The sequence below is a fragment of the Acidobacteriota bacterium genome (assembly GCA_035471785.1).
GTDB lineage: Bacteria > Acidobacteriota > UBA6911 > RPQK01 > DATIPO01 > JANQFM01.
Map to the genome: position 1 here is coordinate 18,625 of DATIPQ010000153.1, position 26,202 is coordinate 44,826.

At 62.2% G+C, this 26,202-nt stretch carries 23 protein-coding genes and 2 tRNA genes; 14 read left to right on the plus strand and 11 right to left on the minus strand.

The features are described from left to right. Positions 1-75: 75 nt before the first annotated feature. Genes VLU25_21785 through VLU25_21795 form a run of 3 tightly spaced genes read left to right on the plus strand, consistent with a single transcriptional unit; the run spans position 76 to position 1,600 of the window. Positions 76-414, plus strand: coding sequence for a hypothetical protein (locus VLU25_21785; GenBank protein HSR70575.1), 339 nt, complete (start codon positions 76-78; stop codon positions 412-414). Between the two features lie 9 nt (positions 415-423). Continuing rightward, complete coding sequence (locus tag VLU25_21790) at positions 424-888, plus strand: DUF2231 domain-containing protein (protein HSR70576.1); 465 nt, start codon at positions 424-426, stop codon at positions 886-888. 13 nt (positions 889-901) lie between these two features. Then, on the plus strand, positions 902-1,600 hold the full coding sequence (locus tag VLU25_21795) for a winged helix-turn-helix transcriptional regulator (protein ID HSR70577.1): 699 nt from the start codon (positions 902-904) through the stop codon (positions 1,598-1,600). Here VLU25_21795 and purN read toward each other — a convergent pair. Genes purN through VLU25_21810 form a run of 3 tightly spaced genes read right to left on the minus strand, consistent with a single transcriptional unit; the run spans position 1,597 to position 3,555 of the window. Continuing rightward, complete coding sequence (gene purN / locus VLU25_21800) at positions 1,597-2,208, minus strand: phosphoribosylglycinamide formyltransferase (protein HSR70578.1); 612 nt, start codon at positions 2,206-2,208, stop codon at positions 1,597-1,599. The genes VLU25_21795 and purN overlap by 4 nt on opposite strands. Beyond that, on the minus strand, positions 2,205-3,287 hold the full coding sequence (gene purM, locus VLU25_21805) for a phosphoribosylformylglycinamidine cyclo-ligase (GenBank protein HSR70579.1): 1,083 nt from the start codon (positions 3,285-3,287) through the stop codon (positions 2,205-2,207). Before purM ends, purN begins: the two co-directional genes overlap by 4 nt. Before the next feature lie 55 nt (positions 3,288-3,342). After that, positions 3,343-3,555: a hypothetical protein gene (locus tag VLU25_21810; protein HSR70580.1), complete on the minus strand. Its 213-nt coding sequence runs from the start codon at positions 3,553-3,555 to the stop codon at positions 3,343-3,345. Positions 3,556-3,624: 69 nt separating this feature from the next. Between VLU25_21810 and VLU25_21815 the strand changes: the two genes are divergently transcribed. From VLU25_21815 to VLU25_21835, 5 genes are all read left to right on the plus strand, one after another. Further along, positions 3,625-3,714 (plus strand) — tRNA-Ser (locus tag VLU25_21815). Positions 3,715-4,105: 391 nt separating this feature from the next. Further along, positions 4,106-6,475: an ABC transporter permease gene (locus VLU25_21820; GenBank protein ID HSR70581.1), complete on the plus strand. Its 2,370-nt coding sequence runs from the start codon at positions 4,106-4,108 to the stop codon at positions 6,473-6,475. A 157-nt stretch (positions 6,476-6,632) separates the two neighbouring features. Continuing rightward, a complete protein-coding gene (locus tag VLU25_21825) occupies positions 6,633-7,337 on the plus strand; it encodes an ABC transporter ATP-binding protein (protein HSR70582.1) in 705 nt (234 codons plus the stop codon). Between the two features lie 47 nt (positions 7,338-7,384). Further along, positions 7,385-8,539, plus strand: a complete 1,155-nt coding sequence (gene argE / locus VLU25_21830; GenBank protein ID HSR70583.1) for an acetylornithine deacetylase — start codon at positions 7,385-7,387, stop codon at positions 8,537-8,539. Positions 8,540-8,559: 20 nt separating this feature from the next. Next, entirely contained in the window at positions 8,560-9,975 is a 1,416-nt protein-coding gene (locus tag VLU25_21835; protein HSR70584.1) for a formimidoylglutamate deiminase, read from the plus strand. A gap of 79 nt (positions 9,976-10,054) precedes the next feature. On the opposite strand, the gene VLU25_21840 is transcribed toward VLU25_21835, so the two are convergent. Then, positions 10,055-11,185, minus strand: a complete 1,131-nt coding sequence (locus VLU25_21840; GenBank protein HSR70585.1) for a hypothetical protein — start codon at positions 11,183-11,185, stop codon at positions 10,055-10,057. A gap of 82 nt (positions 11,186-11,267) precedes the next feature. Between VLU25_21840 and VLU25_21845 the strand changes: the two genes are divergently transcribed. Then, positions 11,268-13,517, plus strand: coding sequence for a VWA domain-containing protein (locus VLU25_21845; GenBank protein ID HSR70586.1), 2,250 nt, complete (start codon positions 11,268-11,270; stop codon positions 13,515-13,517). A gap of 196 nt (positions 13,518-13,713) precedes the next feature. On the opposite strand, the gene VLU25_21850 is transcribed toward VLU25_21845, so the two are convergent. From VLU25_21850 to VLU25_21870, 5 genes are all read right to left on the minus strand, one after another. Beyond that, positions 13,714-14,874 (minus strand): ATP-dependent 6-phosphofructokinase, encoded by a 1,161-nt coding sequence (locus VLU25_21850; GenBank protein ID HSR70587.1) that lies wholly within the window; start codon positions 14,872-14,874, stop codon positions 13,714-13,716. 133 nt (positions 14,875-15,007) lie between these two features. Continuing rightward, positions 15,008-15,577: a carboxymuconolactone decarboxylase family protein gene (locus tag VLU25_21855; protein ID HSR70588.1), complete on the minus strand. Its 570-nt coding sequence runs from the start codon at positions 15,575-15,577 to the stop codon at positions 15,008-15,010. A gap of 156 nt (positions 15,578-15,733) precedes the next feature. Continuing rightward, entirely contained in the window at positions 15,734-18,430 is a 2,697-nt protein-coding gene (locus VLU25_21860; GenBank protein ID HSR70589.1) for an ADOP family duplicated permease, read from the minus strand. 81 nt (positions 18,431-18,511) lie between these two features. Beyond that, the gene (locus VLU25_21865; GenBank protein HSR70590.1) at positions 18,512-18,832 is read right to left on the minus strand and encodes a hypothetical protein; all 321 of its coding nucleotides are present in this window, start codon (positions 18,830-18,832) and stop codon (positions 18,512-18,514) included. An 837-nt stretch (positions 18,833-19,669) separates the two neighbouring features. Continuing rightward, positions 19,670-19,745 (minus strand) — tRNA-Lys (locus VLU25_21870). 620 nt (positions 19,746-20,365) lie between these two features. On the opposite strand from VLU25_21870, the gene VLU25_21875 reads away from it, so the two are divergent. Both VLU25_21875 and VLU25_21880 read left to right on the plus strand, forming a co-directional pair. Beyond that, positions 20,366-20,773, plus strand: coding sequence for a hypothetical protein (locus VLU25_21875; GenBank protein HSR70591.1), 408 nt, complete (start codon positions 20,366-20,368; stop codon positions 20,771-20,773). A 363-nt stretch (positions 20,774-21,136) separates the two neighbouring features. Then, positions 21,137-22,525, plus strand: a complete 1,389-nt coding sequence (locus VLU25_21880; protein HSR70592.1) for a hypothetical protein — start codon at positions 21,137-21,139, stop codon at positions 22,523-22,525. Between the two features lie 8 nt (positions 22,526-22,533). On the opposite strand, the gene VLU25_21885 is transcribed toward VLU25_21880, so the two are convergent. Together VLU25_21885 and VLU25_21890 are read right to left on the minus strand one after the other, a co-directional pair. Next, positions 22,534-23,067 carry a hypothetical protein gene (locus tag VLU25_21885; GenBank protein HSR70593.1) on the minus strand — a complete coding sequence of 178 codons (534 nt, stop codon included), beginning with the start codon at positions 23,065-23,067 and terminating at the stop codon, positions 22,534-22,536. 10 nt (positions 23,068-23,077) lie between these two features. Further along, positions 23,078-23,875, minus strand: coding sequence for a thioredoxin family protein (locus VLU25_21890; GenBank protein HSR70594.1), 798 nt, complete (start codon positions 23,873-23,875; stop codon positions 23,078-23,080). A 131-nt stretch (positions 23,876-24,006) separates the two neighbouring features. Between VLU25_21890 and VLU25_21895 the strand changes: the two genes are divergently transcribed. From VLU25_21895 to VLU25_21905, 3 genes are all read left to right on the plus strand, one after another. Next, positions 24,007-24,177 carry a DUF5522 domain-containing protein gene (locus VLU25_21895; GenBank protein ID HSR70595.1) on the plus strand — a complete coding sequence of 57 codons (171 nt, stop codon included), beginning with the start codon at positions 24,007-24,009 and terminating at the stop codon, positions 24,175-24,177. Further along, complete coding sequence (locus VLU25_21900) at positions 24,174-24,965, plus strand: hypothetical protein (protein ID HSR70596.1); 792 nt, start codon at positions 24,174-24,176, stop codon at positions 24,963-24,965. The genes VLU25_21895 and VLU25_21900 overlap by 4 nt, the downstream gene beginning before the upstream one ends. 61 nt (positions 24,966-25,026) lie before the next feature. Further along, positions 25,027-25,830, plus strand: coding sequence for a hypothetical protein (locus VLU25_21905; GenBank protein HSR70597.1), 804 nt, complete (start codon positions 25,027-25,029; stop codon positions 25,828-25,830). Positions 25,831-26,202 lie beyond the last annotated feature (372 nt).

Below are 26,202 nucleotides of genomic sequence, written 5' to 3' on the forward strand. Positions count from 1 at the left end.
CGCTAGTTTTCAAAGTTTTTGCTTGTAATATTTCTAAATATCTGGCATCATGCAGTTTATGAGGAGGAGATTACGATGACATCTTCATTTTTGGCCCTGATTCTATTCATTGTCGCAGCCCTGGGTGGGCTCTTCCTGGCGGTTCGCCACTTCAAGGGGCAATCGCTGCCCATGCCGGTGGCTCTGCTTCACGGAGGTTTGGCGGCGGCGGGCTTGATTCTGCTGCTGGTGGCCTATTTTTCGGGAGCCCCGGGGTTGGCCACAGCCTTGTTGATTTTGGTGGTGGCCGCTCTGGGCGGCTTTTTCCTCTTTTCTTTCCATCTGCGCGGTCAGCGGGCGCCCAATGCCGCCGTGGTCATTCATGCACTGGTGGCAGCGGCGGGAGTCGTGATGCTACTGCTGGTGGCGCTGTAGGAGAAGCTCATGATTCAGGCCCGCCTTCTCGGGCATCCCCTTCATCCCATTCTGGCGGGGTTCCCGGTGGCCCTCTGGACGGTGGGTCTGGCGTGGGATCTGGCGGCTCTGCTGCTCCCCCGGCCCCTTTGGTCCGAGATGGCCTTCTGGACCCTGGCCGCCGGCCTGACAGCAGCCGTGCCGACCTTGATCACCGGCTTTTGGGAAATGGCCGCCCTGCGCCAGGGGCATCCGGCCGAGCGCACCGTCTGGTGGCACATGGGAATCATGTCGGCGGCCTTCTGCTGTATTCTGATAAGCGTTCTGCTGCGCCGGGACGCCTTGGAAAACGGGGAGCAGGCTTCTTTGGCGGCCCTGGGATTGGCTATTGCAGGAGTGGCCTTGACCATGGCCGGCGGATGGCTGGGCGGCGAGTTGGTCTTTCGTCATGGCCTCGGGGGCGAGAAGGGGAGGGAGCGAAACGGAGACGGCTGAGCCTCAAGGACGCATGAAGAACTCCCCGACACTGCAAGCCATGCCCGAATCGCGACGGGCCATACTCTCCGGCCTGAAGCGCCGGGGCTCGCAATCCATCGCCTCCTTGGCCGGCCATCTGGGCATCACCCCCGAAGGCGTGCGCCAACACCTGGGACAGCTTCAACACGAAGGTTGGGTCAAACGCGAGGTCAAGCGCGAGCCCTCCACCGCCGGACGCCCGCCCTCGGTTTACCGATTGACGCCCGCCGGCGACCATCTTTTCCCCAAGGAGTACGACGACCTGGCGGTAGCCTTGATCGATGCGGCCGCCGAAGAGCTGGGACGCGAGGCGGTGCGCCGCCTGCTGGAGAGAGTAGCCCGCGACAAGGTCGAGCAATGGGAACCTCAGTTGAGGGGACTCGGGCTGAAAGATCGCCTCAAGGCTTTGCGCGACATTTACATGGCCGACGACCCCTACTGCTATGTCGAGTCGGAGGAAAACGGTCATCCGCGCCTGGTGGAGATGAACTGCCCCTACCTGGAGGTGGCGCGCCGCCGGCCGGCCTTGTGCAGCGTCACCGTGTCGGTGCTGCGCCGCCTGCTGGGTTACCGGGTCGTGCGCACGGAGCGCTTTCAGTCCGGCCACGGACGCTGCGTCTTCCGCATCCTCAAGGACCACCCCTTGGAAAACGGCTCTTCCCTCTTCGAGTGGGAACCGGACGAACCCTAAGTCCCAGGCGCAATGAGCACGCGGCGGCCCTCTATGCGGTGGCGGTCCTGGCAGACGATTCTGAGGGCCTCGGGGTAGAGGCGGTGTTCTTGGACCAGGATGCGGGCCGAGAGGGATTCCTCGGTGTCGTCGTCTTTGACGGGGACGGCTTGCTGCAGGATGGCGGGGCCGTGGTCGAGTTTCTCGTCCACGAAGTGGACGGTGCAGCCCGACACCTTGGCGCCCCACTCCAGCGCCTGCTGCTGGGCCTTGAGTCCTGGGAAAGCGGGCAGCAGGGAAGGATGGATGTTGAGGATGCGATGGGGAAAGCGGCCGACGAAATAGGGGCTGACGATTCGCATGTAGCCGGCCAGGCAGATGATGTCGGTTTGGGCCTTTTCCAGCTCCGCCGCTACCAGGCGGTCGTAGTCCTGGCGAGACTGATCCTTTTGGGGGGAGATGGAAGAGGCGGGGTAGCCGCGGCGGCGGGCCTCGGCCAGTCCGGGGGCCTCGGGCTTGTTGGAGAAAACCAGCACGATCCGGGCCGGGATCTCGCCCGCTTCGATGGCGTCGGAGATGGCCATGAAGTTCGATCCCCGTCCGCTCAGCAGGATGGCGACGTTCTTCATCCGTAGCGGACCTTTCCCTGGCCTTCGATAACCTCGCCGATGACCAGCGGCTCGTCGCCGGCCTGGCGCAGGGCTTCCTGGAAGCGGTCGGCGGACGCGGCCTCCACGATCAACACCATGCCGACGCCCATGTTGAAGGTGCGGAACATCTCCTCCCGGTCCACCCGTCCCCGCTCTTGGATGAAGCGGAAGATGGCCGGCACCTGCCATGACTCGCGGTTGACCTGCCCATCGAGATGCGAAGGCAGAGCCCGGTCGAGGTTCTCGGTGATGCCTCCGCCGGTGATGTGGGCCAGTCCGTGCAGGTCGTCGTCCTCCAGCAGCTTGTCGAGGACGGACAGATAGCAGCGGTGAGGCTCCAGCAACTCCTCGCCCAGCGGACGCCCCAGTTCAGCCACATAGCTGTCGGGAGTCAGTTGCAGGCGCTTGAAGCAAAGGCGGCGCACCAGCGAAAAGCCGTTGGTGTGAAGTCCCGAGGAGGGCAGTCCGATAAGCAGGTCGCCTGGCTGCACGTCCTCAGGACGGAAGAGGCGCTCCTCGTCGGCCATTCCCACGATGAACCCGGCCAGGTCGTATTCGCCCTCCTGGTAGAAGTCGGGCATCTCGGCGGTCTCGCCTCCCAGCAGCACGCATCCCGCCTCGCGGCAGCCGCGGGAAAGCCCTTCTACCACTCCCACCACCACCTCGGGATCGAGATGTCCGGTGGCGATGTAGTCGAGAAAAAAGAGCGGACGCGCCCGCTGGGCCAGGATGTCGTTGGCGCAGTGGGCCACCAGGTCGACTCCCACCGTGTCGTGGACGCCGGTCATGAAGGCGATCTTCAGCTTGGTGCCCACCCCGTCGGCGCTGGACACCAGCACCGGCTTGGAATAGCGCGAGAAATCGGGGCGGAAGAGTCCGGCGAAGGAGCCGATGTCGTGAACCACCCCCTGGTTGAAGGTGGCGCGGGCCAGTTCCTTGATGCGTCCCTTGGCCTGGTTGGCGCGGTCGATGTCGACCCCGCTGGCCGCATAAGTGAGTCCGCCGCGGGCGACTTTCTGCGGTTCTTTGTTGTTCTGGCCCTTTTTCTCTTCAGGCATATTTGGTCCTTTTGAGGACGCCATTGTCCCGACGGGCCTTTGCCCTTGTCAAGGCTTAGTCGCCAGCTTCGTAGCCTCTGCAGAAGGTGGTGATGGGCTTGAGGCGGGCGCGCTTGCGGCGGCTGCGCAGGGGACGGTTGATGCCCGCCGGACCCATTCCCAGCGTCCGCCGCACGAAGGGGTCGGCCAGAAGGCGCGCGATGCGCTGCCGCAATTCGTCCTGCAGGCGAAGGCGACGCGTCTGGATATCCTCTTCGGATGCGCTCATGACCGGGGCTCCTTGGGCCATCCCCTCATGTATAATCTCCGGGTCCGACACGGCGCGTCCGGAACGCGCGGAGGGGTGGCCGAGTGGACGAAGGCGGCGGTCTTGAAAATCGCTGTGGCGGCAACGTCACCGTGGGTTCGAATCCCACCCCCTCCGCCAATTCAACCTTTCTCTTTGTTGGAAGGTGTTCGGCTACAGCCTGAAAAGGCCTGTGACGGGATTGTGCCGCTTCGGGGCCACGTCTTTCCCGAGCGCAGGAGCGTTCACAAAGGTGTCCAGGGAATCTGCTGGAAGGTTAACGTGGAAAACTACGCCCGTCAAGAGGTAGGTAGGGTCTTCGTTACCGAGCAGAGGAGCTGAGGCTGGTGGTGGCTCGACCTTTCCCGCCTGACGCCATCCCAGCGCTCGACGAGTCCTGTTGCTCCGGGTTTGGGTGGTAAGCGGCTACGCCCGACGCGGTCTGATCAACCCTTCGCTTTAGGACATTGCACAGCCAGTCGCCCCGCCAGGGCTGGAAGAAGGTAGACTCGAGTTACCTGGAGGAAAGACCATGACCAACTACTTGATGGCCTTTAGAGTCGGAGTGCGAGCAGCGCTTCGTCAACCCTTCAACACCATTACGGTGGTCGCCTTCTTGGCTCTCGGCATCAGCCTCACGACGACGGTGTTCAGCATTGTCCACGGAGTTCTATTTCGTCCGCTGCCCTATGAATCTCCAGAACGACTCGTCTGCCTGACTCCCGGCCGAGTCTCTTTCAGGGCCGCCAACTGGAACCCGGCGGTTCAGCCCGCTCTTGAGAGCGTTGCTTCTTTCGAACAAGTGGAGCCCCTGAGACCGAGCATTTTCAGCGTCTCGGGCGCGACCTCGGCTGAGACGATCCGGGGAGCCCAAGCACCTCCCGGCCTCTTTGAACTGCTCGGTGTTGGGCCCTTGTTGGGAAGCGTCTATTCGGCGCAGGATCCGCCGCAGGAAGTGGCTGTCATTGCGTATAGCTTCTGGCAGAGCCACTTCGGAGGAAGCGAGAGCGTGATCGGGCAAACGATACGTGTCGATGGCCAGCCTCGCAGCATTGTCGCAGTGATGCCTCAGAGCTTCGACTTTTATCGGCTAGTCGAATTGTGGGTTCCGTTTACGCAGTCCGACATCCAGGATGCGTCCGGGCCCGTCTCCATCTTTGCCAGACTTGCAGCGGATGCTTCCATTCAGCGTGCGCGGTCCGAAGTGCAGACCCTTGCCGCGCCGCTGCAGCGGCTGGACTTGCTGGAAGAAGGACAAGAGATCCAGGTGCGGCCTTTGGACGAAGAGAGGGGGGCCAACGGAGTCGGACCTATGGCTGTCTTCTTGCTGATCTGCTCGGTCGGAGTCTTTTTGGTGGTGTGCGCAAACCTTGTCAATCTCTATCTGGCTCGCTTGGTTCACCGACGACAGGAAATCGCCTTGCGTTTTGCGCTGGGAGGGGGCAGAGCCCGTTTCGGGCTTCAATTGATATTCGAAAACCTGCCTGTCATGCTGGTAAGCACCTTCCTTGCGGTATCGGCAACCTACTGGACAATCCATTTCGTCTCCTCACTTGCGACGCCAACGCTGCCCGCTTGGATGGAGTTCAGACTCAGTTGGCCGGTTCTGGTTTTTTCGGCGGCATTGGTCTTCTTCGTCCTACTTCTAGCCAGCATAGTGCCGGCTGCCCGGCTGTCCTCGCCCAATTTGCAGCAGGAACTCAAGGAGAGCGGCCTCCAGGTTTCGGGAGGTGTCCGGGTAAGCCGGTGGCAAGGCGCGTGCGCCGGCATCCAGATGGCCCTGGCAATGATTCTCCTTGTCGTATCCTCTTTGATTCTGCGCAGCTCAAATCGCATGCGAAACTTTGTTGCGGAATTGCCGGGAAACACTGTAATCGAAGGGCAGGCATTCTTTACCGATTCGGACCGCGACTACCGCAATGAGTACTATGAAAGCCTGCGTCAGCGTAGCGAAGCGCATCCCGCCGTAAAGAGGGTTGCCGGCGAATGGCGAATCGACCTCGAACTTTCATCGGGAGCACTCTTGGAGGCGGTTGCAGGCCGTACTATCAGGGCCGGAGCGGTGGACGTCCAAGCCGTTGACAAGGAGTTCTTCGATGCCCTAGGCATGCGGTTGGCTGAAGGGCGGGGCATCGACTCGCAGGATGCGGAAGGGACACCGCGGGTCGCAGTAGTGAACAGAAAACTCGGTGAAATGCTGTGGCCGCGGGAGCCATCAGTGCTGGGACGGCGGTTCAAACTGGGTGAAGAGGATTTCACGGTCGTGGGCGTGTTGGAGAATCAGCAGAGGCTTCGGACACGCAGGTTCTCGGTATTGACTGCCCCGCAACCCGCCCTCTATCTTTCCGGGCCGCAGGTCGGCTCTGAAGTATCGGGCATTTACGTCCAGCTCAGGTCTGAAGACGCGAAAAGGGAGGTCATCCAACACATGACTCAGTTGTCTAGGTCCATGGACGCCGACCTCCCCCTGGAGTTTTTTCCTGCTCAGGAAGGGCTCTTGGCCCAGATCTATTCCTGGCTTGGAAGGATCCTGGGCGGCCTCGGCATGGTAAGCACGCTAGTCGCACTGCTTGGCGTCTACGCGCTGATCTCATTTCAGGCCCAGCGTCGCGAGAAGGAAATCGGAATCCGCTCTGCCCTCGGCGCCAGCCGGCGGCAAATCCGGCGACTGGTGCTTCGCCACACCCTAAGGATGGTCTTGCCAGGAATCATCGCAGGAGGAGTCATCGCCGGCTTTTTCTCCACGCTGATGTCAGAAGCGCTTTTCGGTGTTTCACCTCTGGCCCTATGGCTCTACGCCGGTGTGGCAGCGTTGCTTGCAGGCCTCAGCCTAGTGGCCGCCTTATACCCGGCAGTTCGGGCTTCGCGCGTAGACCCTGCGGATTTCTTGCGAGCGGTGTGAAACCGAGAAGCGTGGCCAGCCTATCGCTGGTCTGCTCCAGAAGACCATAAGGCTGACGTGCCAATAGCGCAAAAGGCTCGCGAAGCGCTTGGGCAATAGTGTAAGCTATTCTCTCTGCGCGAAGGGAGACCCGTAGACGAGAAAGACCATGGAACCTTTGATCAAAATCCGCAACCTGGAAAAGTATTACGAAACCGGCTACGTCAAGACCTTTGTGCTGCGCCGGGTCAACGTCGACGTGATGGAAGGCGACTTCTTGACCATCATGGGCCCCTCGGGAGCCGGAAAGTCGACCCTGCTCAGCATTATCGGAATGCTGGACGGCATCTGGGAAGGCGAATACTACTTCCTGGGCCACCCCATCCACAAGATGAAAAAGCGCGAGCGCTCCGAACTGCACAAGCAGAACATCGGATTCGTATTCCAGAGCTACCACCTGATCGACGACCTGACCGTCTACGAAAACCTTGACGTCCCCCTCTCCTACAAGAACATCAAGAAGAAAGAGCGCGACAGCATGGTCTGCGACATGCTCGACCGCTTCAACATCGTGGGCAAGAAAGACCTCTTCCCCAACCAGCTTTCGGGCGGACAGCAGCAGTTGGTGGCGGTGGCCCGAGCCTTGATCACCACCCCCAAGCTGATCCTGGCCGACGAGCCCACCGGAAACCTGCACTCCTCGCAAGGCGAAGAGATCATGGACCTCTTCAAGCGCCTCAACGACGAGGGAACCACCATCATCCAGGTCACCCACTCCAAGAAGAACGCCGACTACGGCAACCGCATCATCAATCTCCTCGACGGATGGGTGGTGGACGAGGAAGAAGAAAAGAAGGAGATCGAGGCCTCGACCTCGGTCTAGCTTCCGCGACGGACGATGGCCCCGGACGGTGATAGTATTCAAGGCCTATGAGTTCGGCCCTTTCCGATGTTCGCCTGCTGAGCCGATTGGTAGGATTCGATTCCACCAGCCGCCGCTCGAACCTTCCCATCGCCGACTTCATTTGCGACTACCTTGATGAGCCTGGAATCGAGATCGTCCGCAATCCGAACGCCGACGAAGACAAGGTCAACCTGGTCATCCGCATCGGCGGCGCCAACGGAAGCGCGTCTGGGGAGAGCGGACTGATCCTCTCCGGGCACATGGACGTGGTTCCGGCTCGGGAACCGGAATGGGTCAGCGATCCCTTTCAACTCAGCGAACGCGACGGCAACCTTTACGGACGCGGTTCCGCCGACATGAAGGGTTTCCTGGCGCTGGCCATCAACCTGGCCCGCCAATGGTCGCAAGAGGACCTCGAGCACCCGCTGGTGCTGCTTCTCACCTTCGATGAAGAGCTGGGACTGCTGGGAGCCCAGCACTTCGCCCGCACCTGGGGCCACGACTTTCCCCTTCCCCGCAACGCCGTCATCGGAGAGCCCACCGAACTGCGGGTGGTGCGCATGCACAAGGGCCACCTGCAGGTGCGCATCACCGTGCGGGGCGTTTCGGCCCACAGCGCCTATCCTCACCTGGGACGCAGCGCCATCGAGCCGGCCGCCCAGGTGGTCCTGGCTCTCAAAGAACTGCGCCGGCAGTTCGAAAAGGAGCGTCACGACACCAGCGGCTACTATCCCGAGACGCCTTTCGTGGCTCTCAACGTGGGGATGATTCAGGGCGGGTCGGCGGTCAACGTCATTCCTGACCGCTGCGTCATCGACATCTCGGCGCGCAACATGCCCGGGCAGCCCCCCGACGAGGTCGTCAGCCGCGTCCGCGCCAAGGTCGAATCGCTGGGACTGCCCGACTGCCAGGTGGAATTCATCAACGAAGCCGCTTCCCTGCTCTCCCCCGCCGACAGCCGCGTCCACCGCGGGCTGTGCGGGTTGGTCGGGCAGAACGGCCAGGAGGCGGTTTCTTATGCCAGCGACGCGGGCGTTTTTCAGGGGATGGGCATCAACTGCGTGCTCTACGGTCCGGGCACCATCGAAGTGGCCCATAAGCCCAATGAGTGCGTCCCCCTCGAGCACTTGCAGCAGGCACGGACCAGGCTGCACGAGCTGATCAGGGAATTCTGCGCCTGAGCAGGCTGCGGGTCAATGCCATGAGCGATAGGCCGAACAGGGAGCAAGACGGCCGCCGGCGCCGGAATATGTCCGCCGGTTCGCAGTCGCTGCCTATCGAGCCGCTGGCCGCTCCCTGGCAGGGAGAGCCGGGGCTGGGCCGCGACCGCATTTTCCAGGCCGACTGGACCTGGAGCAACGGACGCTTTTTGCCCGACCTGCAGGTGGCGGTGGGATCGGACGGGCGCATCAGCGAAGTTGGGGCGCTGGAGCGGCGGGTGGACGTCCGCCTCAAGAACGTCGCCTTGCTGCCTGGATTCGTCAACGCCCACTCCCATGCCTTCCAGCGGGGACTGCGGGGCCGCGGCGAGACCTTCCCCGAGGACAAGGGCTCTTTTTGGACCTGGCGTGAAGAGATGTACCGCCTGGTCGAGAGCATGGACGCCTTGACGCTGCTGGACCTCTGCCGCCAGGCCTTCAGCGAGATGCTGGCGGCGGGAATCACCAGCGTGGGCGAGTTCCACTACCTGCACCACGACCAATCGGGAGAGGGCTACGGGCTGGACGAGATCGTCCTGGAAGCGGCGCGCGAAGCCGGCATCCGCATGGTGCTGCTCAACGCCTTTTACCGCTGGAGCGCTCCCGGACGTCCGCTGCAGGGGGCCCAACACCGTTTCGCCACGCCCTCGATGGAGGACTTCTGGGAGCAGATGGACCGGCTCGACCTGCAACTGGACGCCCAGCAATCCCTGGGCGTGGCGGCCCACAGCCTGCGCGCCGTGGGGCTGGAGGAGGCCGCGCTGCTGCGCCGGGAAGCCCGCAAGCGCGCCCTGCCCTTCCACATCCACGTGGAAGAGCAGCAGCGCGAAATCGAGGAGTGTCTCGACTATTACGGGGCCCGGCCGCTTTCACTCATCTGCGACCACCTGCAGCCGGACGCGGGGATGACCAGCGTCCACTGCACTCACAGCGCGGCCCAGGACATGAAGCGCTACCTGGAAGCTGGCGGCGGAGTGCTCATCTGTCCGCTGACGGAAGCCAACCTGGGCGACGGCATCGCCGATTTGCCTTCCATCCGCGCCCTGGGCGGACGCATCGCCCTGGGCAGCGACTCCAACGCCCGCATCTCCATGCTGGAAGAGGTGCGCTGGCTGGAATACGTCCAGCGCCTGCGCCGGGAGAAGCGGGGCGTGCTGTGCACCGACAAGGGCCACAACGCCGCCTACCTGCTGGAGTGCGCCACCCTGTCCGGAGCCCGTTCGCTCAACCTGGCCGCCGGAGAGATCGTGGCCGGACGCTGGGCCGACTTCTGCGCCGTCGACCTCGCCCACCCCGCCCTGCACGACGTCCAGCCCTCCAATCTGCTGGCCGCCGTCCTGCTGGGTTGCGACAACGCCTGCATCCATTCCACCTGGGTTTCCGGCCAACAACGTAGCGGCCGCCCTGACGCGGGTTAGGGACCCTCGTTCGAACTTCGCCATTCGAACCTCGAACTTGCTCGCGGAAAGTGCGCAGTGCGAAATCCGAAGTGCGAATTCATGAGTCCAAAAGCCCCAGCTTACCCTCTTCGAGCTTCTTCAGGAGCTTGGCCAAGCGGTTGGCCAAGCCATCGATTTCGTCTCGGGTGAGGCCGATTTGCAGTGTGTTTCCGTGCAGGCGGTGGCCTTTCTCAGGATCCAGGTTGGGACCGGCAGGGACGGGACGATAAATGCCGTCAGAGCCTCGTTCCCATTGCGCCAACACGGCCAGTTCCTCGAGATCCTCTCGGCTGATGGCGCGCAGCCGCTCCACCGTGGCGGCGGGCAACGCCGGCACCCGCAACCGGTTCCAGTGCCGGATGAAGAAGTTGTGAAAGCTCCAGGAAAAGGCCAGTCCGTTGTCGACCGAGAAAACGCGCTCGTCGCCGACTCTGGTTGAGACCAGGAAGTTGCTCTTGCGCCCATCCTGATGATTGATCAAGTAGGCCAGCACGTTCAGGTTGGCCACCTGGCGGGCGTATTCGGGGTGCCTTTGAAAACGTTGGCGGTCCCACAGGCGCCGGGGCGGACGCACGTCCTGCAACCAGGCCGACAGCACGCCGAAAACGCATTCCGCGCGGGGCAGGTTGGGGTCCGCGTCATCATCGAAGCGGCGGTAGGCCTCGAGGGGAATGCACATGGCGGCGGTAGGCGGCACCACGTAGTCGCCCGACTCGAGGAATAGCTGTTGGACGGCCCAGGCCCCGATTTCGCGGCGCGGGGAATTGTTCCAGCCATCGCCGCCTCGAGGAGCCCTCTTCCACTTGACGTCGATCAGGGCGCCGTCTCGATGATAGCCCAGCGTCAGCTTCTTGGCTCCCATAATGCCCCCTCCGGCTTTCTTCCAGGAGAGAATCGAGAAGGAGTCGGAGGCCAAGCGGTCCTGCAGGACATGAGGGGCCTCCGGCAAGTGGGCGGTCGAGCCCTGGTCATCGTCGCCGACGGCGGCGTTGAGGGCGGGAGCCAGCGCCACCGCAATCAACACGGCCAGCAGAATCACCAGGAGCAACCATCTGGGACTGATTTGGATCTTTTTCATGGCGATGAAATTAAGGTGCAAGAGCCGTGCCGCAACGTCGAACGACTCGAAGAGCATAAGGACGGGCGAGTCATGCTCTGCAGGTGAAGAGACGCTCTTTTGCGGCTGCACCTTCCGCCATTTTTGGCTGCAGCGAGCGCTATCCATTGTTCATGGCGAAAGCGATCCCGATAATGCTATGCTAGCGGCCACGATGATCCGCTTTACTGACCTGCCTTTCAGCTTATTCGCCGTTTTGCTGTTGCTGCTGACGGCTCTGCCCGGTCAGGCCGTGGCCCAGTCCGCGCAGCAGGAACCTCAAGAGACCACCCCACAGGCCGCCCAGCAAGAGCTGCAGCCGGCTGTCCGCGCCACCGGCACCACCGTGGTCGTCGACGCCGTGGTGGTGGACGGCGACAACCGCGTCATCAAAGACCTGACCAAGGACGACTTCGTGCTGGTGGAGGACGACGTACGTCAGCAGATCGACGCCGTCATACTGCGCAGCGGACTTCCCCCGGCCACTGACGCCGAGCGGCAGACGCGGGCTTCCTCTCCCCGGCCCCGGTCCTGGGACTCGCAGGTGCGTCCGCCCAACTTCATCGTCTTCATGCTCGACTACGCCAGCACCGAGTTCCAGAATCAGCACCTGGTTGAAAGGGCCGCCGTGCGCTATGTCGAGAACCACTTGCAGCCCGACGATTTCGCCGCCGTCTTCGCCGTCGACAGCGGATTCAGGCTGGTGCAGCCTTTCACAAACGACGTCGAGAAGTTGAAAGAGGCCTTCAAGGTTCGCAGCGCCAGCGGACAGGCCAAAAGCCGGAGCGCCCAGAACACCTTTAATGCCAGCAACGCCGACCTCTTGCGGGCCGGCAACTTCGATCCCGCCCAGTTGGAGTTGGGCATCGAAACCGGCGGCGACTTTTCCTCCTTGTCGACAGCCGCGGCCGCCGCCTTTTCGGAAGCCGGACGCCTGCTCTTGGCCCTGCGCATCGAGCAACTGCGGGTCAACATGGGAGCCTACCTCAACAAGCGCCAGGCCCTCTCCGTCCTCAGCGCCATTCAGGCCGTGGCCCAGGCTTTTCGCGAGGTGGAAGGCCGCAAGTCGTTGATCCTTTTTTCGCAGGGATTCGTGGTGGGGTCGGAGGCCGAAGCCGAGTTCCATCGGACCATCGAGATGGCGTCGCTGGCCCGCCTGGCCGTCTACGGACTCGATCCCCAGGGCTTGCTGGCCAAGCAGAACAGCGGAGACCTGCTTCCTTCCGACCAACTGTCGTCGATCAGCGCCGCCAACGGACGCAACCGCATCCTGGCCAGCGGCGGACAGTCGATCTTCGACCGGGCCCGCGAAACCGGCTCCGACACGCGCGACAGCGCCCTGCGCTACTTGGCGGGAGCCACCGGCGGATTCGCCTTGCGCAACTCCAACGACCTCTATCCGGGACTGGAACGCATCGATGAGGATCTGCGCAGCCACTTCCTCATTTTCTATCGCCCCAGCAACCAGTCGCTGGACGGGCGCTTCCGGGAGATCCGCCTCAGCATACGCGGACGCAACGATTTGGAAGTCCGCCACCGGATGGGCTACCGGGCCGTCCCCCGCGGGCTGGAAACGCTTTCCGACGAGGAAGTGGACATGATGCTGGCGGCCCAGCAGGGAACCTTGGACACCGATCTGCCCGTCTTCCTGCGCACCGATACTTTCCATCTCGATGCCGCTCCTCAAGAGGTGCTGGTCACTATTGACCTGCCCACCGAGGAAATCGAGTTTCTGACCAGCGAGGCCGATGGACGGGTGGAAGGCTCCGGCGTCGGCTATGTGGCCCGTCTCATGGTGCTGGGCCTGGTGCGCGACAAAAGCGGAGAGATCATCCGCCGCCTGGGCTTGCCCGTTTCCATCCGCGCCAGCGCTCAAGATTATGAGGAGTTGCTGCGGGGAGGCCTGAGCATAAGCCAGCGCCTCGATCTGCTTCCCGGCGACTACTCGGTGCAGGTGCTGGTCAAGGACCTCACCAACGAAAGGTTGGGACTGATGGAGCGCAGCCTGCGGGTGCCGGCGCGTCCTGAGGGGCTGGCCTTCAGCACCATCGTGCTGGGCGAGCAGGTGGAGCGGTCCAACAACCGGCCCGGCGGACTGGTGGCGGACGGCATCCGCATCCTGCCCTCGGCACGCCGACAATTCCGCAGCGGAGAGCGGCTAGTCTACTACCTCGAGGTCTACAACGCCGATCCCGCCTCGGCGCCTGAAGTCGAGATCGCCTTGCAGCGCAGCGGCAGCCCCGAGCAAATGGCCTTGCCGGCCGAAAAGCCCCAGGGGACGGCCGAAAGCGGCCACCTCACCCTGGCCCGCTACATCGAACTCGGCCAACTGGCCCCCGGCGCCTACAACCTGATCGCCCAAAGCACCGATCCCGCTACCGGCCAGACCGTCCAGTCCCGCACCATGTTCCGCATCGTGGAATAGCCCCTCCTTCGCTAAAGAGGTGTCGCAAGAGTCTTCAATATGACACTTCGAGTCCGGGCTCGCTGAAGGCGAGCGATTCGCTAGCCTGGGGTGAAGTCCGCCGCAAGCGAAGCGCGGCAAGGACGTAACCCCAGGTACCGGGATGACCCCAAAAGCACCCTGAAGGGGTGCGATAAAAACTCGGCCCGCCCACGCCTTAATAGAGGAACATCGGCTTGCCCAGGACGTTGGCGAAACGCGGACGGTAATTCTCTTCGTCGTAAAAGGCCTGGACGTCGACGCAACGCGCGCCCCGGGCGATGACTTCCAGGCTGGCGTGCGAATAGCGTCCGTCGCGCAGGATGACCAGGCGTCCGCTCTCGCCTTCCTGAAGCAAGTCGATGGCCAGAGCCGCGAAATTGGTGGCCACCATGCGGTCCAGCGAATCGGGCGCGCCCGAACGCATCAGATAGGCCAATTGCTGGTAGATGACGTTGACGCCAGTGCGCTTCTTGATCTCCTGGGCCGTGACGTATCCGATGCCGCCCAGCTTGCGATGACCGTAGGCGTCCTCGGGGCCATGCTCGAGCATGTCTCCGCCCAGCATCTGCGAGCCCTCCGAGATGGTCATGACGGCATAGTTTGACGGACTGCGCTTGCGGTCCTCCACCAGCATCCCCGAGAGCTTCTCGATGTCGAAGGGCACTTCGCTGATGATGGCCCGGTCGGCTCCCGACAGGTAGGCCGCCTTGAGCGAGGTCTCGCCCGAATAGCGTCCGAAAAGCTCCACCACCCCGATGCGCTCATGCGACCCGATGGAGGTCCGCAGTTGGGTGATGTAGTCGACGCTGCGGGTCATGGCGGTTGAGAATCCGATGCAGTAGTCGGTCCCCGAAACGTCGTTGTCCATGGTCTTGGGGATGGCCACTACCGAAACGCCCTCGCGGTGCATGCGGTGGGCGTAGCTGAGGGTGTCGTCGCCGCCAATGGGGATCAAGGTGTCGATTTTCAGATGCTGCAGCACCTCGAGGATGTGCTCGGTGGTGTCGTAGAGGCCGTCCTCGTTTTTCTCGAAGCGCCCCTGCAAGAACTCGGGCAAAGAGGCCTCTTTGACGCGGCTGGGATTGGTGCGCGAGGTATGAAGAAAGGTCCCTCCCGTACGGTCCACCGTGCGCACCACTTGCTTGGTGAGATCAAGCGTATTGCGGCTGACCGATTCGGCGTCCTCGGGATTGCAGTTTAGCAGTCCGCCCCATCCGCGGCGGATGCCGATGACTTTGAAGCCGTCGTCGACGGCCCGATAGACCAGTAGTTTGATGCAGGGGTTGAGTCCGGGAACGTCCCCCCCGCCCGTCAGTACTCCGATGACTCTGCTCATAGTCCGGCCATTGTCTACGCCGCGCGCGAAAACTTCAACAACAGCCAAAAGCCGAGTACCCAGAGAAAGGGGCCGCGGGACAGTCCCGCGGCCACTTTCTGCTTGGGGGATCGCAACCGGATCGGGTACGCCCTTAGCCGACCACGGCAGCCGTCTTATCCCACCGGTTGGCGGCAAAGGCGGCGTCGAGGGGGGTATCGGCGACGTGGTTGGTGTAGTTGGAGACGGTCTTCATGGCTACGCCCACCAGTACTTCGAGGATGTGCTTGCGCTCATAGCCGGCGTCGAGGAAGTTCTCGACGGCCAGCTCTGAAGGCCATCCCCGCTCGACCACGATTTCTTCGGTCAAGCGGCGCAGCGCTTCCAGCTTGGTGTCTTGAATGGGCTGTCCTGTGCGCAGCGCCTCGACCACGTCCTCGGGCACCTTCGTCATCTGGGCCACGGTGCTGTGGGCCGCCATGCAGTAGCCGCACTCGTTGACGTAGGAGGCCGCCAGCAGAACGGTCTGCTTCTCGGCAGCCGAGAAGGAGGTCTCGTCAAAGGCTGCGGACAGGGCGGTATAGCTCTTGGCCAACGCCGGCGACTCGGCCATTAACCCGATCAGATTGGGCAGAAACCCGTAGGCCTTTTTGACCTGCTTGAGGGTTTCGCGGGCTTCTTCGGGTGCGTTTTCTTCGTTATAGATCGTATATTCGTTCGCCATTTAGGGGTGTCCCTTCTATAGTCGGTTCAACAATTCGATCAGAGCACTCCGCCCCGACCGAGACACCCCCTGCGATGACCCGCCACGGGGTTCAGGTTTCGCGTTTGCGCAGCCATCCGGGCATCGGTCAGAAATCCGACAAACGTTAGTGGCGCCTCACTGCGCTCGAAGAGAGGAGGCCGGATCGACTTGAGCGCAGCGGCGGGCCGGAAGGATTGAGGCAACCAGGGCCACGGCGAGAAAGAGCAGGGGTACGAAGGTGAAGGTGAAGGGGTCACCGGGAGTGACCTGGTAGAGGAAGGATTCCAGCAACCGAGCGGAGGTCCAGCCGGCCAGCAGTCCCACTGCGAGGCCTGGCAGGACGGTTCGAGCGCACTGGCACCCTACCAGTTTCATCAGGTCCAGGCCTTGTGCTCCCAGGGCCCTCCGGATTCCGAATTCGTAGAGCCGCTCGGAAGCGTAGTAGGAGAGCAGCCCGAACAGCCCCACGGCGGTCAGAACGGCCGCCAGGATGGCGAAGAAGGCGACCACCTGGGAGCGGAAACGGGGCTCCGCCATCGAGTCGAGATAGACCTCTTCCAACAAGCGGACATCGATAAGCGGCATGCTGTCGTCGAGGGCGCCGATCCGCGTCCTCACGGCTTCGATCAGGGACGGCGCGTCTACCGATGTTCGTAGGCTGACGCAAGGAGAGCGCAGAAACAACTCCGTCACTTTGGTGTAGGGCAAATACATTTCAGGCTGGGGACTCTCGCTGACCTGCGAGCGCTTCACAGTACCCGCGATGCCCACGATTTGCCAGGTGCCGGGATGGCTCTCCACCACGATGCTCGTTCCCAGCGCCCGCTCGGGACTCTCCCAGTATTTCTCTGCCAGAGCCTGGTTGATAATCGCCACTTGGGGACCGTCTTTGCTGTCCGCTTCGCTGAACTCCCGGCCCGCCAGAATGGGAATGCGGAGGGTTTGGAAGAAGTCGGGTCCGGCCACATATTTGCCCGCCAGGCCCAGTTCCTGCTCTTCGGCCTTGCGGAAGCCATACTCTATCATTCCGCCGATCAGGGGCAGCCCCTCGCTGAACGACACCGTTTCAACTCCAGGCAGGGAGCGCAAATCGGCCCGGACGGACTGCATGAAAGCGAAGCGCGTTTGCGGCTCGCTGTAGCGCTCGCCGTCCAGAGAAAGGGTAAAGGTCAGCACCTGAGATGGGTTCATTCCCGGGTCGATGCCCAGCAGGGCGTCCAGAGAACGCAACAACAACCCGGCGGCGATCAGCAGCACCACGGCCAAGGCCACCTGCCCGCTGACCAGCATGGAGCGCAAACGGGCCAAGGCGGGCTCAGGCGAATGAGCCAGGTCCCGCAAGGGATTGCGCAAGCGCTTGCTGCGGACGGTGTGGATTCCCGGCAGGAGTCCGAAGACGAGTCCGCAGATGAGGCTGGCCGCCAGGGCGAATCCGACTACGCGCCAGTCGACGCTTACTTGGTCGAGGCGTGGGAAATGCGCCGGACTGAGCGCCTTGAAGAGATCGACGCTGACCAGGCACAGAGCCACACCGGCCGCTCCTCCCAGTAAGGCCAGAAGCAAGCCTTCGCCCACTTGATGGCTGATCAATCGGGGCGCGGTGGCGCCCAGAGCGCGGCGGATAGCAAATTCCGAACGGCGCCGGGTTCCCCGCAACAGCAGCAGCGAGGCGAAGTTGGCGCCGGCCACCAACAACAGACAAACCGCCGAGGCCATGAGGAGACCCAGGACGGGGCGCTGCTTGCCGAACACTCTGTCATGCAACGGAGTCAGCAAGGGGAAGTGATTAGGGGCCGTGTGGCGTACGTCTTCTTCGATGAGCCCGAAGGCCGTTCTCAGGTCGCGGCGGGCCTGATCGATGGTCTGGCCGGGCATGAGGCGGGCCACCACCTGGGTAGAATGGGCGGTCCGCCCATGTGAATACATCCGCTTGGGAAGCCACAGGTCGGCGGGCGGGGCCCAGAGGGGAAACTGGAAGTCGGCCGGCATGATTCCCACTACTTGGTGAGGACGGTCGTCCAGAACGATAGAGCGGCCTACCATGTCCTGCCTGGCACCGAAGCGGCTGCGCCACAACCTGTCGCTGATCAGTGCCACAGGCGTAGCGCCCTGGGCAGCGTCAGACTCGCGGAACCAGCGCCCCATCAGAGGGCGGACGCCCAACACCGACGCCAAGGAAGGCGTCACCGAACTGCCCCTCATAAGCTGCGGGTCTCCCGACTGGGTTAGGACTCTGCCGACGGGGTGATAGCCGGCCACCGACTGGAAAAGGCGAAGTTCTTCCACGTATTCTAGTTCCTGGTCGGAAAGCGAGGAAAGCTCCCAACCCCGGGCCGTCTGTTCGGTGATCTGCACCAGCCGGGACGGCTGATGAAAACTAAGGGGACGCAGCCAAAGGGAATCGTAGAAGCTGAACACAGCGCTGGCGCTCCAGATGCCGACGGCTAGCGTCGCGATGGCGAGAAAGGTGAAGGCCGGCCTTTTGGCCAGCCCCCTCCAGGCCCATCGCAGGTCCTGCAAGTAATGTCTCATCGAGGTCGCTCCTTGTCCTCGGCTCCATCCCGGCGATGTGGGAAACTTGAGAGGCGGCTGGCGGCCTGAGGGCCGCCGGGGCGCTTTTTCTTCCTCCAACTGGAACAGCTCTTCGAAATCGGCACCCAGTCCGCGCATGAGTTTGTAGCGGGTCCGGCGGGTGGGATAAGGGCGCTTTCCCTGGACCAGCAATGAGAGATGTCCGCGGCTGATGCCAAGAATCTGGGCCCAGCGGTTTTGGCTCACCGCCCGCTGTTCCAGCAGGATCTTCAGAACCTCGTGCTTGATCCTGACTTTCATCCTGAAAGCCACTTTATTTCACCGCGAACCGGTTTGCCAAGGGCTTGCTGAAGAAAGTGTTTTCAGGGTGTTTTCAGCGTGTCACTGGAGCTTTCGCGGCTCTGCTTCCGCCAGGACGTAGAGGATGCCGGGCAAACTCAACAGGCCCCAAAACAAATAGGCCTGCCAGTCAAAAACGCGCCCGATCACGATCAAACTAAGAACCACGCAGCCCAAGCTGAGCCACCCCCCCAGCCGCGGCCAGCGCCATCCCAGCAAATACCCCGCCGAAAACCCAAAGGGAAAGAGCGTCAGATACACCCACTCCCGCACTCCGGCGGGCCCGCTCCCCGACTCCCCCACAACCTTCATCATCAGCATCACGACCACCAGCGTGGCACTGATCCGAGCAATCCAAAGCAAACCCTTCCCCCTCCTCCCGATTAGTGGCAGGTGCCTGCCTGCACCGACATTACCGAGGCGTCCCCCCTCTGGTGGGAGGCGCATCCTTGCGGCGATCCTGGAAGTGCCTGTCGCCTCCTGGACGCCCCCAGCCACCCCCACCGCCCTCAGCGAGGCAACCTCCCTTTCCGCCCCAGCCACCACCTCATGCACCGATGGGCCAAATCCACCGGCTCACAGTACATCAGCGGGCACCCCCCTACAAGGCACTCAATCCCCCGAGCCTCACACTCCCGCACAGCCTCTTCAGACACGCTCCCCTGCCCGAACGACCGATGCAGCCAAACCCGTCCCACGCCAGCCTGAGCACACTGCCGCACCACCTCAACCGACACATCCGGATGGGTCGCCACCACCACCCCATCAACCTCCCCTGGAACCGATCCAATATCCGGATAACACCGCACGCCTTCCACCTCAGACGCCTTAGGGTTGACCGGAAACACCTCATACCCCGAATCCCGCAACTTCCGATAAACCACATTCCCCACCTGCCCCTTCTCCCGCGACACCCCGGCGACCGCGATATGCCTACCTCCAAGAAAATCGGCAACAGGCTGAGGAATCTCGACCATGACAAACTCCTTTTCCCAGTTTATCGCCGCCCTTCACTCGAGAGAAGAAGGATCACACATCTAAGAGAGAAAACTGATCTCCAGCAGCGGGTCAAAACGGTGCGCAAGCTTATGATTGGCGGCTCCGTACCGATGCCACGCGGCGTCTCAGAGCAATGCAAAGCTGGCTGATGACCCCTTGCCTGCGCTTCCTCAAGACATTGAAGATACTGCATATAGGGAATGGTGAGCCGCCAGGGACTCGAACCCCGAACCGGCTGATTAAGAGTCAGCTGCTCTGCCAGTTGAGCTAGCGGCCCACCCTGGAAAGGAGCGAGGATTTTAGCATGGTGAGGGGGTTTTGGCAAATGTGGAGTCGGGATTCGGCCAAGTGCTGAATCAGCGGAGTTGGGGCAGGTGTCGACGGGCGCAGTCCGCGATTTGGAAGGTGCGGACCAAGCGGTGGATCGGGACGCTGAGACCATCAGGCGGCGGTTCGCGAGGACGCTGGTTGTCGGAAGCTTCTGGATCCTGGAGTTCTGGGACCTGGTATTCGAAGCCGAGGAGTCAGAATCCTTCTGGACAAGCTGGGAGAGTTGTTTTTGGGCCGTTGTCAGGGGAGTAGACGCGGGGTTTGTTATCTCACGCCTTCAGCGTTCCATTCAATAACGATTTGTAACCCAGGGTTTCGCCCTTGTTTCGCTGCGCTCACAGCGGACCCCACCCTGGGCTGGCGAATCGCTCGCCTTCAGCGAGCAGGGACTATGCTGCTACGCCTCGGCCCTGATGTTGACGCAGGAGGGCCTGCCCTCTTTAGCTCAGCTAGGCTGGCAAATCTGTTGACATCCAGCTTTCGTTCCTGTATTTTCTGTTATGAGAGAAATAACTGAAATTTTGGCATCATGCGACTCCTTGGATACGAGAAGAAAGGCGGCAAGGCATGAGGGAAAAACACTTCTTTCTCAAATTGGCGGGTTCTGCTGCGTTGGCGTCATTGCCTCTCCTGGTTTTACTGCTCTGCATGACCGAACTGCTGGGGACCTATGGTTTGGTCCTGTTCGTAGGACTACCCTTCTTGCAGGGATTCCTCGCGGCCTTTCTATTGGCGCGGTTCGGTTTTCCCCGGCTTCCTGACCAAGTCGTGGCTGCCGTCTTTTCACTGCTCTTCTCCGCTTCCTGGCTGATCCTTCTGCGAGTTGGGGACCTCATTTGGGTGATCATGGCGGCTCCAATGGCCCTCATCCTCAGCCTCTTGGGAGCCGTCATCTACTACGGTGCCAGCATCGCTTCGGGCGGCAGAACAGACCACCCCATCAGGATCCTCTCTGTTCTCCTGCCGAATTGCTAAGAATAGATCGGGAAGGCGTTTCGGTTTTACCTGATTTCCGCTGTCAACAATATATTGAATCCCGCAGCATTTATTGTCTTCCAGGGCTGGACTATTTCTTTTGAATCAATATACTGTGGCGAGGACTCTCGGCTGCGTCCGCCTAAAGGTAGGCTGCGGGCGGTCGTAGAAAGTCCGAGGTCCGGCTTTGTAAGAAAGAAACGGCAATGTGCTCCGCCGGTGGTCGGCCCGTGTGCGGCTCCCTGTTCTGGGGAAATCCGCAGCGTAATCCGTCTACCCAGTAAACAAACCGCCAATGATCGTGTCTACCCATATCGGGTGGAGCCCGGGGAAGCGCAACGGGCAACGCACGAGGAGTCGATCATGAACGAGCCAAGGGCAGAGCACAACCTGCAAGTGTCTGAAAACCGCGATCTCGAAGGTGCTTCTCAGCCAGGAAGCATCGGGGTCAACGGACTGGAATGGGACTCGGGCGCGCCATGGCGTCCACCACTGTCCGTCCAACAATTCACGCAACTCATCGAACGTTTCCCAAGCACCGCCGACGCCTGCCTGAGTCTGGCCGATGACGGAGAAGACTTGGCCCAAACCGGCTGGGGAGTGGTCTATGGTCCCGAAGTCGGCGACGAGGTCCGCGAGGCCCTGCGTCCCTTGCTGCAGTTGCGCCGCAACCAGGCCGACAGCAGGCAAAGGTTGTACGCCGAGCTGCAACTGAAGGAGGACGAAGACGCCGGCGCCTTTCTCAAGCGCCTGGACTGCGACGGCCAATGGATCGATCCGCAGTTGGTGCCCGGCTACCTGCTGTTGGTGGGAGACTGCCGACAGATCCCCTTCCCGGTCCAGACCTCATTTCCGCTGGCCTACAATGTGGGGCGGCTGCCCTTGTCAAGCGCCGAGGAATACGCGGCTTACGCTCAAGCCGCCGTCGACAACGAATTGTCGCGCCAATTGCGTCCTCGGCGGGTGGCATTGGCGGGGTCGAATGGGGGAAATTCCGGACGCCTCGTGCCCCCCGTGGAAGATCTGATGGAAGCTGTCGAGCGGGCCATCATCCGGGCCCGCCCCTCCTGGGACGCCATGACGCTGACGCAGGGGCTGACCACCCAGGAGCGCCTGTCCCGTCTGCTCAGCGGAACCTCGGAAACGCCCTCCCTTCTCTTGGCTTCGGGACGCGGCGTGTGCAGCGTCTCGGAAGGGGCGTCCGACCTGCTGGGGGCGCTGGTTTGCTGTGACTACGTGGACGGCAAGCTGGGCTTGGAACACGTCTTCGACCAGGGCAAGGTGCCCGAAGAGGCGCCGCTTAACGGACTGCTGATCCTGCTTCAGGGCAGCTTCACCGCCGGACGTCCCGCCCATCCCCTGCTCGACCAGATGCTGGAGCGTCCCCCGGCCGATGCCTTGGATGCCGCCTTGCCGCGGCGCCTGCTGGGGCACCGGGCCGGTGCGGCCCTGGCCGTCGTGGGGCACTGCGAAAACAGTTGGCTGCATCTGGCGGCCCGTTCCCGGCCTGACGAGTGGGCCGAATCCATGACCGACCTGCTGCAGGCCCTGCTGGGCCGCCAACGAGTGGGGGCCGCCCTGCAACAATACCGGCGCCATTGCTGCCGCCTTGCGAAAGTGCTGGAAGAGGACTCCGGAACGGACTCGGAAGAAGGACGTCAGCGCCTGATCGAAGCCTGGGCACTGCGCCAGGAAGCCCGCAACTGGATCTTGATGGGGGACCCCGCCAGCCGTCTGCCGGTGGCCGGCTAAAGGAGACGCTATCGCAGCGCAGGGTTGGCGCGGCGGAAGCTGCGGATGAAGCTGAGAAGAGTGTTTTCAAGCAGGCGGACGGTTTCGCCCTCCATCTCCTGACGGCTCTCCGCAAAGCCCTCTTCGGAGCGGCTGTAAGTCGTGGCCCAGAACTCGTAGGCGGGATTGTCGCGGGTGCGCACCTGTTGCTGAAAGCGGACCTCGGCCCGGGCCCAGTAGAGCCCCTCCACCTGTCGCTCTTCATCCTGGACCTTAAGCAGCGCCGGACCCATGATCTGTTTCACCTCGATCTCCACCAAGAGGAAAGGATGCGAGGGGGCCCGATCCTCCACCTCGACCTGGTATTGGTCGAGTTGCCAATGCACCAGGTTGGTCAGGTACTTCTCGTCCACCCTCTCCAGTAGCCCCTCCTCGATGCGCACGCTAGTCCTGACGCCTATCGCTTCCACTCCCTTGAGGGCGGCGGCAGCCTGAGCCTGCAGAGGAATCTGCAAACCGGAAGAGCAGAGCAGCAACGCCGCCAGTGCGCTGGAAAATCTCATATCAGAAGCCTCACTTGAGGATTTGGGCCAGCTTTTGCTCGGGCGGCTGCTGCCAGTCATTGCCTTCGACCCGTCCGATCTCGCTTCCCTGGCGGGTGACGATGGCCGTGGGCACCCAGCGGAGGTTGAGTTCCTGGGCCTTGGGATGGTTGCCGAACCCCCGCGGCAGTCCATAGTAGCGGAAGGTCAAAGGCGTCTCCAGCAGTTCTTGCTGCAGGCGCAGGATGTAGGGCACCTTTTGCTGGCAGTGGCGGCACCAGGAACCGAAATAGACGGTCACGGTGGCTTCTTCTTCCACCTGGCGCAGTTGCTTCAAGGCCGCTGCATCCGGGCGGTAGGCGGCAGCCCGTCGCCCATAGAGCGGATCGTATCCGGTCAGATCTTCAGAGCTGTGCAGGTCGAGCAGCGGCTTGCGGGGCACCAGGTGCACCGAATGGCCGTCCACCTCAAAGAGGACGGAAGGCCCTTGGGTGGTAAAGCCCCCGATCTCCTGAGTATCGTATCCGCCGCGCAGGTTGAGGCTGCCGTCCGCGGCCGTCGAGACGTAGTGGTAGTCGAGCCACTCGACCTTCTGGGTCCCGGGATTGAGGGCGAAATAATTGCTGGAAATCCGGGGCACCCGCACCAGGAAAGCAGGAGGATTGGTGGACCGGTAGATGGCCGCCTGCGGATCGGAGGCGCCGTCCACCTCCACTTCGTACTGGCTGAAGATCAAGAACTGGGACTCTTGTCCCACGACAGCCGACAGCAGCCCCGCAACCGTCAGGCACAGCGAGAGGATGAAGATTGGATATCGCCTGGTTCTCAATGAAATCTCCTTTTCGTGTGGCGGCGCCGAGGCGCTGTCTGTTGCTGAGCTTCTTATTATAGTCCAGCCCCGCGCGACTGCGGCCAAGCCTGGAGAAACGATGTGCTAAGCTTCCCTGAGGAGAAAACGCCGTGAGCTTGGTTGAAGGACGCGACTACTATATCGAGAACGGCCTCTTCGTCCTAAAGGCCGAATACTTGCTGCGGCGCGGCTATTGCTGCGGAAACGGCTGTCGGCACTGCCCCTATCCCAAAGAGGACGCGCCTGCTGTCAAAGCGCCGGGAAGGGAGAGAGAGCTGTGAGGAGGCGCCTGCTGCCCATCGCCGCCGGACTGGTGCTGGCGCTGGCCTCGGTCTGGGGCTGCACCTCTGCCGCCGGACAGCCCGAGCAGGACTACCGCGAGGCTATGGAAGCGCTCTATCAGGGCGACCTGTGGAGCTTCTACCAGCGCCTGGCGCCAGCCTCCTACACCCGTGACCTCAACGCCCTGCTGGACAAGTCGAAGAAGCTTTTCAGCCGGGAGGAATACCGCCAGGCGCTCGACTTGATCCAGGCCGCCACGCAACGCGTGCAGGAGCAGTTGAATGCCGTCGCCGACCCGCCTCCCCAAGCCGGGCTGCTGGCTTCAGCGCTCGACGACGTCCCCGCCGCGCTGGGCATCGAGAGCTGGGAAAAGTTCCAACAGGCTGACGTCGAGTCCTTGATCACGAACCTGCAGCAAAGCGCCATCGGAGAACTCTTGCGCCATCCCCAGAGCCCGGTGGAATGGTCGCGCCAAACGGTAGAGCTGGCCAAGCTGGAGGGCGACCGGGCCACCCTGCGGGTGCTCCCCGCCGATGAACAGGGAGAAGTCAAGATGGCTGAACTGGTGCGGGTCGAGGACAAGTGGGTCCCGGCCGAAGTTGCCCTGACCTGGGACTCGCGCATGGAGAGCCTGAACAACCGGATGGACGCCTGGATGGAAGCCAAGGAGCAAGACCCGCAATACCTCAAGGAGCGTCTGCGGCGCCTGCAGGAACAGCTCGACCTGATCACGGCGCTCATTCCGGCGCTCCTGCAGCAGCAGATGGAGCAGATGCAACAGCCTTAGCGGGCAGGTTTTTTGAGACTTTATGAAATCAGACGGCTCTGTAAACGCATGACGAGGTGGAATGATGAGTAAAATTCGTCGCCTGACAGCGGCGCTGGCCCTGACGGGTTTGCTGGCTGCCACGCCCGCATTTCTTTCAGCCCAGGATGAGCAAGGCGCTCAGGGCCAGCAGGCCCGCAAGACCATCGACGAAGCCATCCAGGCCATGGGTGGAGAGGCTTACCTGAACATGACCACCCTCCACAACTACGGCAACTGGTTTTCCTTCAACCGCCATGGCCAACGCTCCAGACTGGTCCGCTACTGGGAGTACATCCACTACGACCCCATCAAGTACTACTTCCAACTGGGCAAAGGGGGACGGCAGAACGTCCTGGTCTACAACATGGAACTGGGCAAAGGCTGGAGCAAGCAGGGCAAAGGCCACGTCGAGGAGTTGGAAGAAGAGCGCGTGGAACGCTTCCGCAAGTCGGCCAAGCACGACTTGGACGTCCTCTTGCGGAAACGCGCCAAGGACCGCGAAAACAACAAGCTCTTCTTTTACGGACCCGACGCCATCACCGGAGGCGGAAACTTCGTAGCTGTGGAGTTTCTGGACGAGACCAACGATTCGGCGGTCATCTACTTCGACCGCGACAGCAAGCTGCCCAGCCATATCGAGTACACCGTGACCGACGAAATGGGCAATCGCCTGCGCCAACGGGAGGAATTCTACAACTGGCACGAGCACGGCGGAGTCATGATCCCGATGCGGCGCGACGTCCTCAGGGAGGACAAGCTGGTGGAGCAGCGCCACACCATCACCGTCGAGGTCAACCCTCAGATCCCCGCCTCCCAGTTCCTGGAGCCTGCCGTCAAGAAGTGAGCTGCCCAAGAAACGGAACTCTTGACCCCTTGACTGCATCCTAGGCAGTGCGTCAGAAGTTTTGAGCCACCCTGTGGCGTTATCCCACGCCTTCAGCGTTCGCACATTGGCCGTCTGAAACCCAGGGTGGCGCCGCCGTCTCGCTTGCGCTCGCCGGGGCTGACCCTGGGCTAGCGAATCGCTCGCCTTCAGCGAGCCCGGACTTGACTAACACAGTCGCTGGGGTGGCGGATCTGTCCCTTGCAGGGACAAAAAACGACCGCCTGGCTCAGAACTTATGACCGGCAGCACCAGGAAAAGGCGCCCGACTCGATAAGGGTGTCTTGTTTCCGACTCCTGGCGGGAGGAGCCTTGGGTATAATGAGCCCCGCC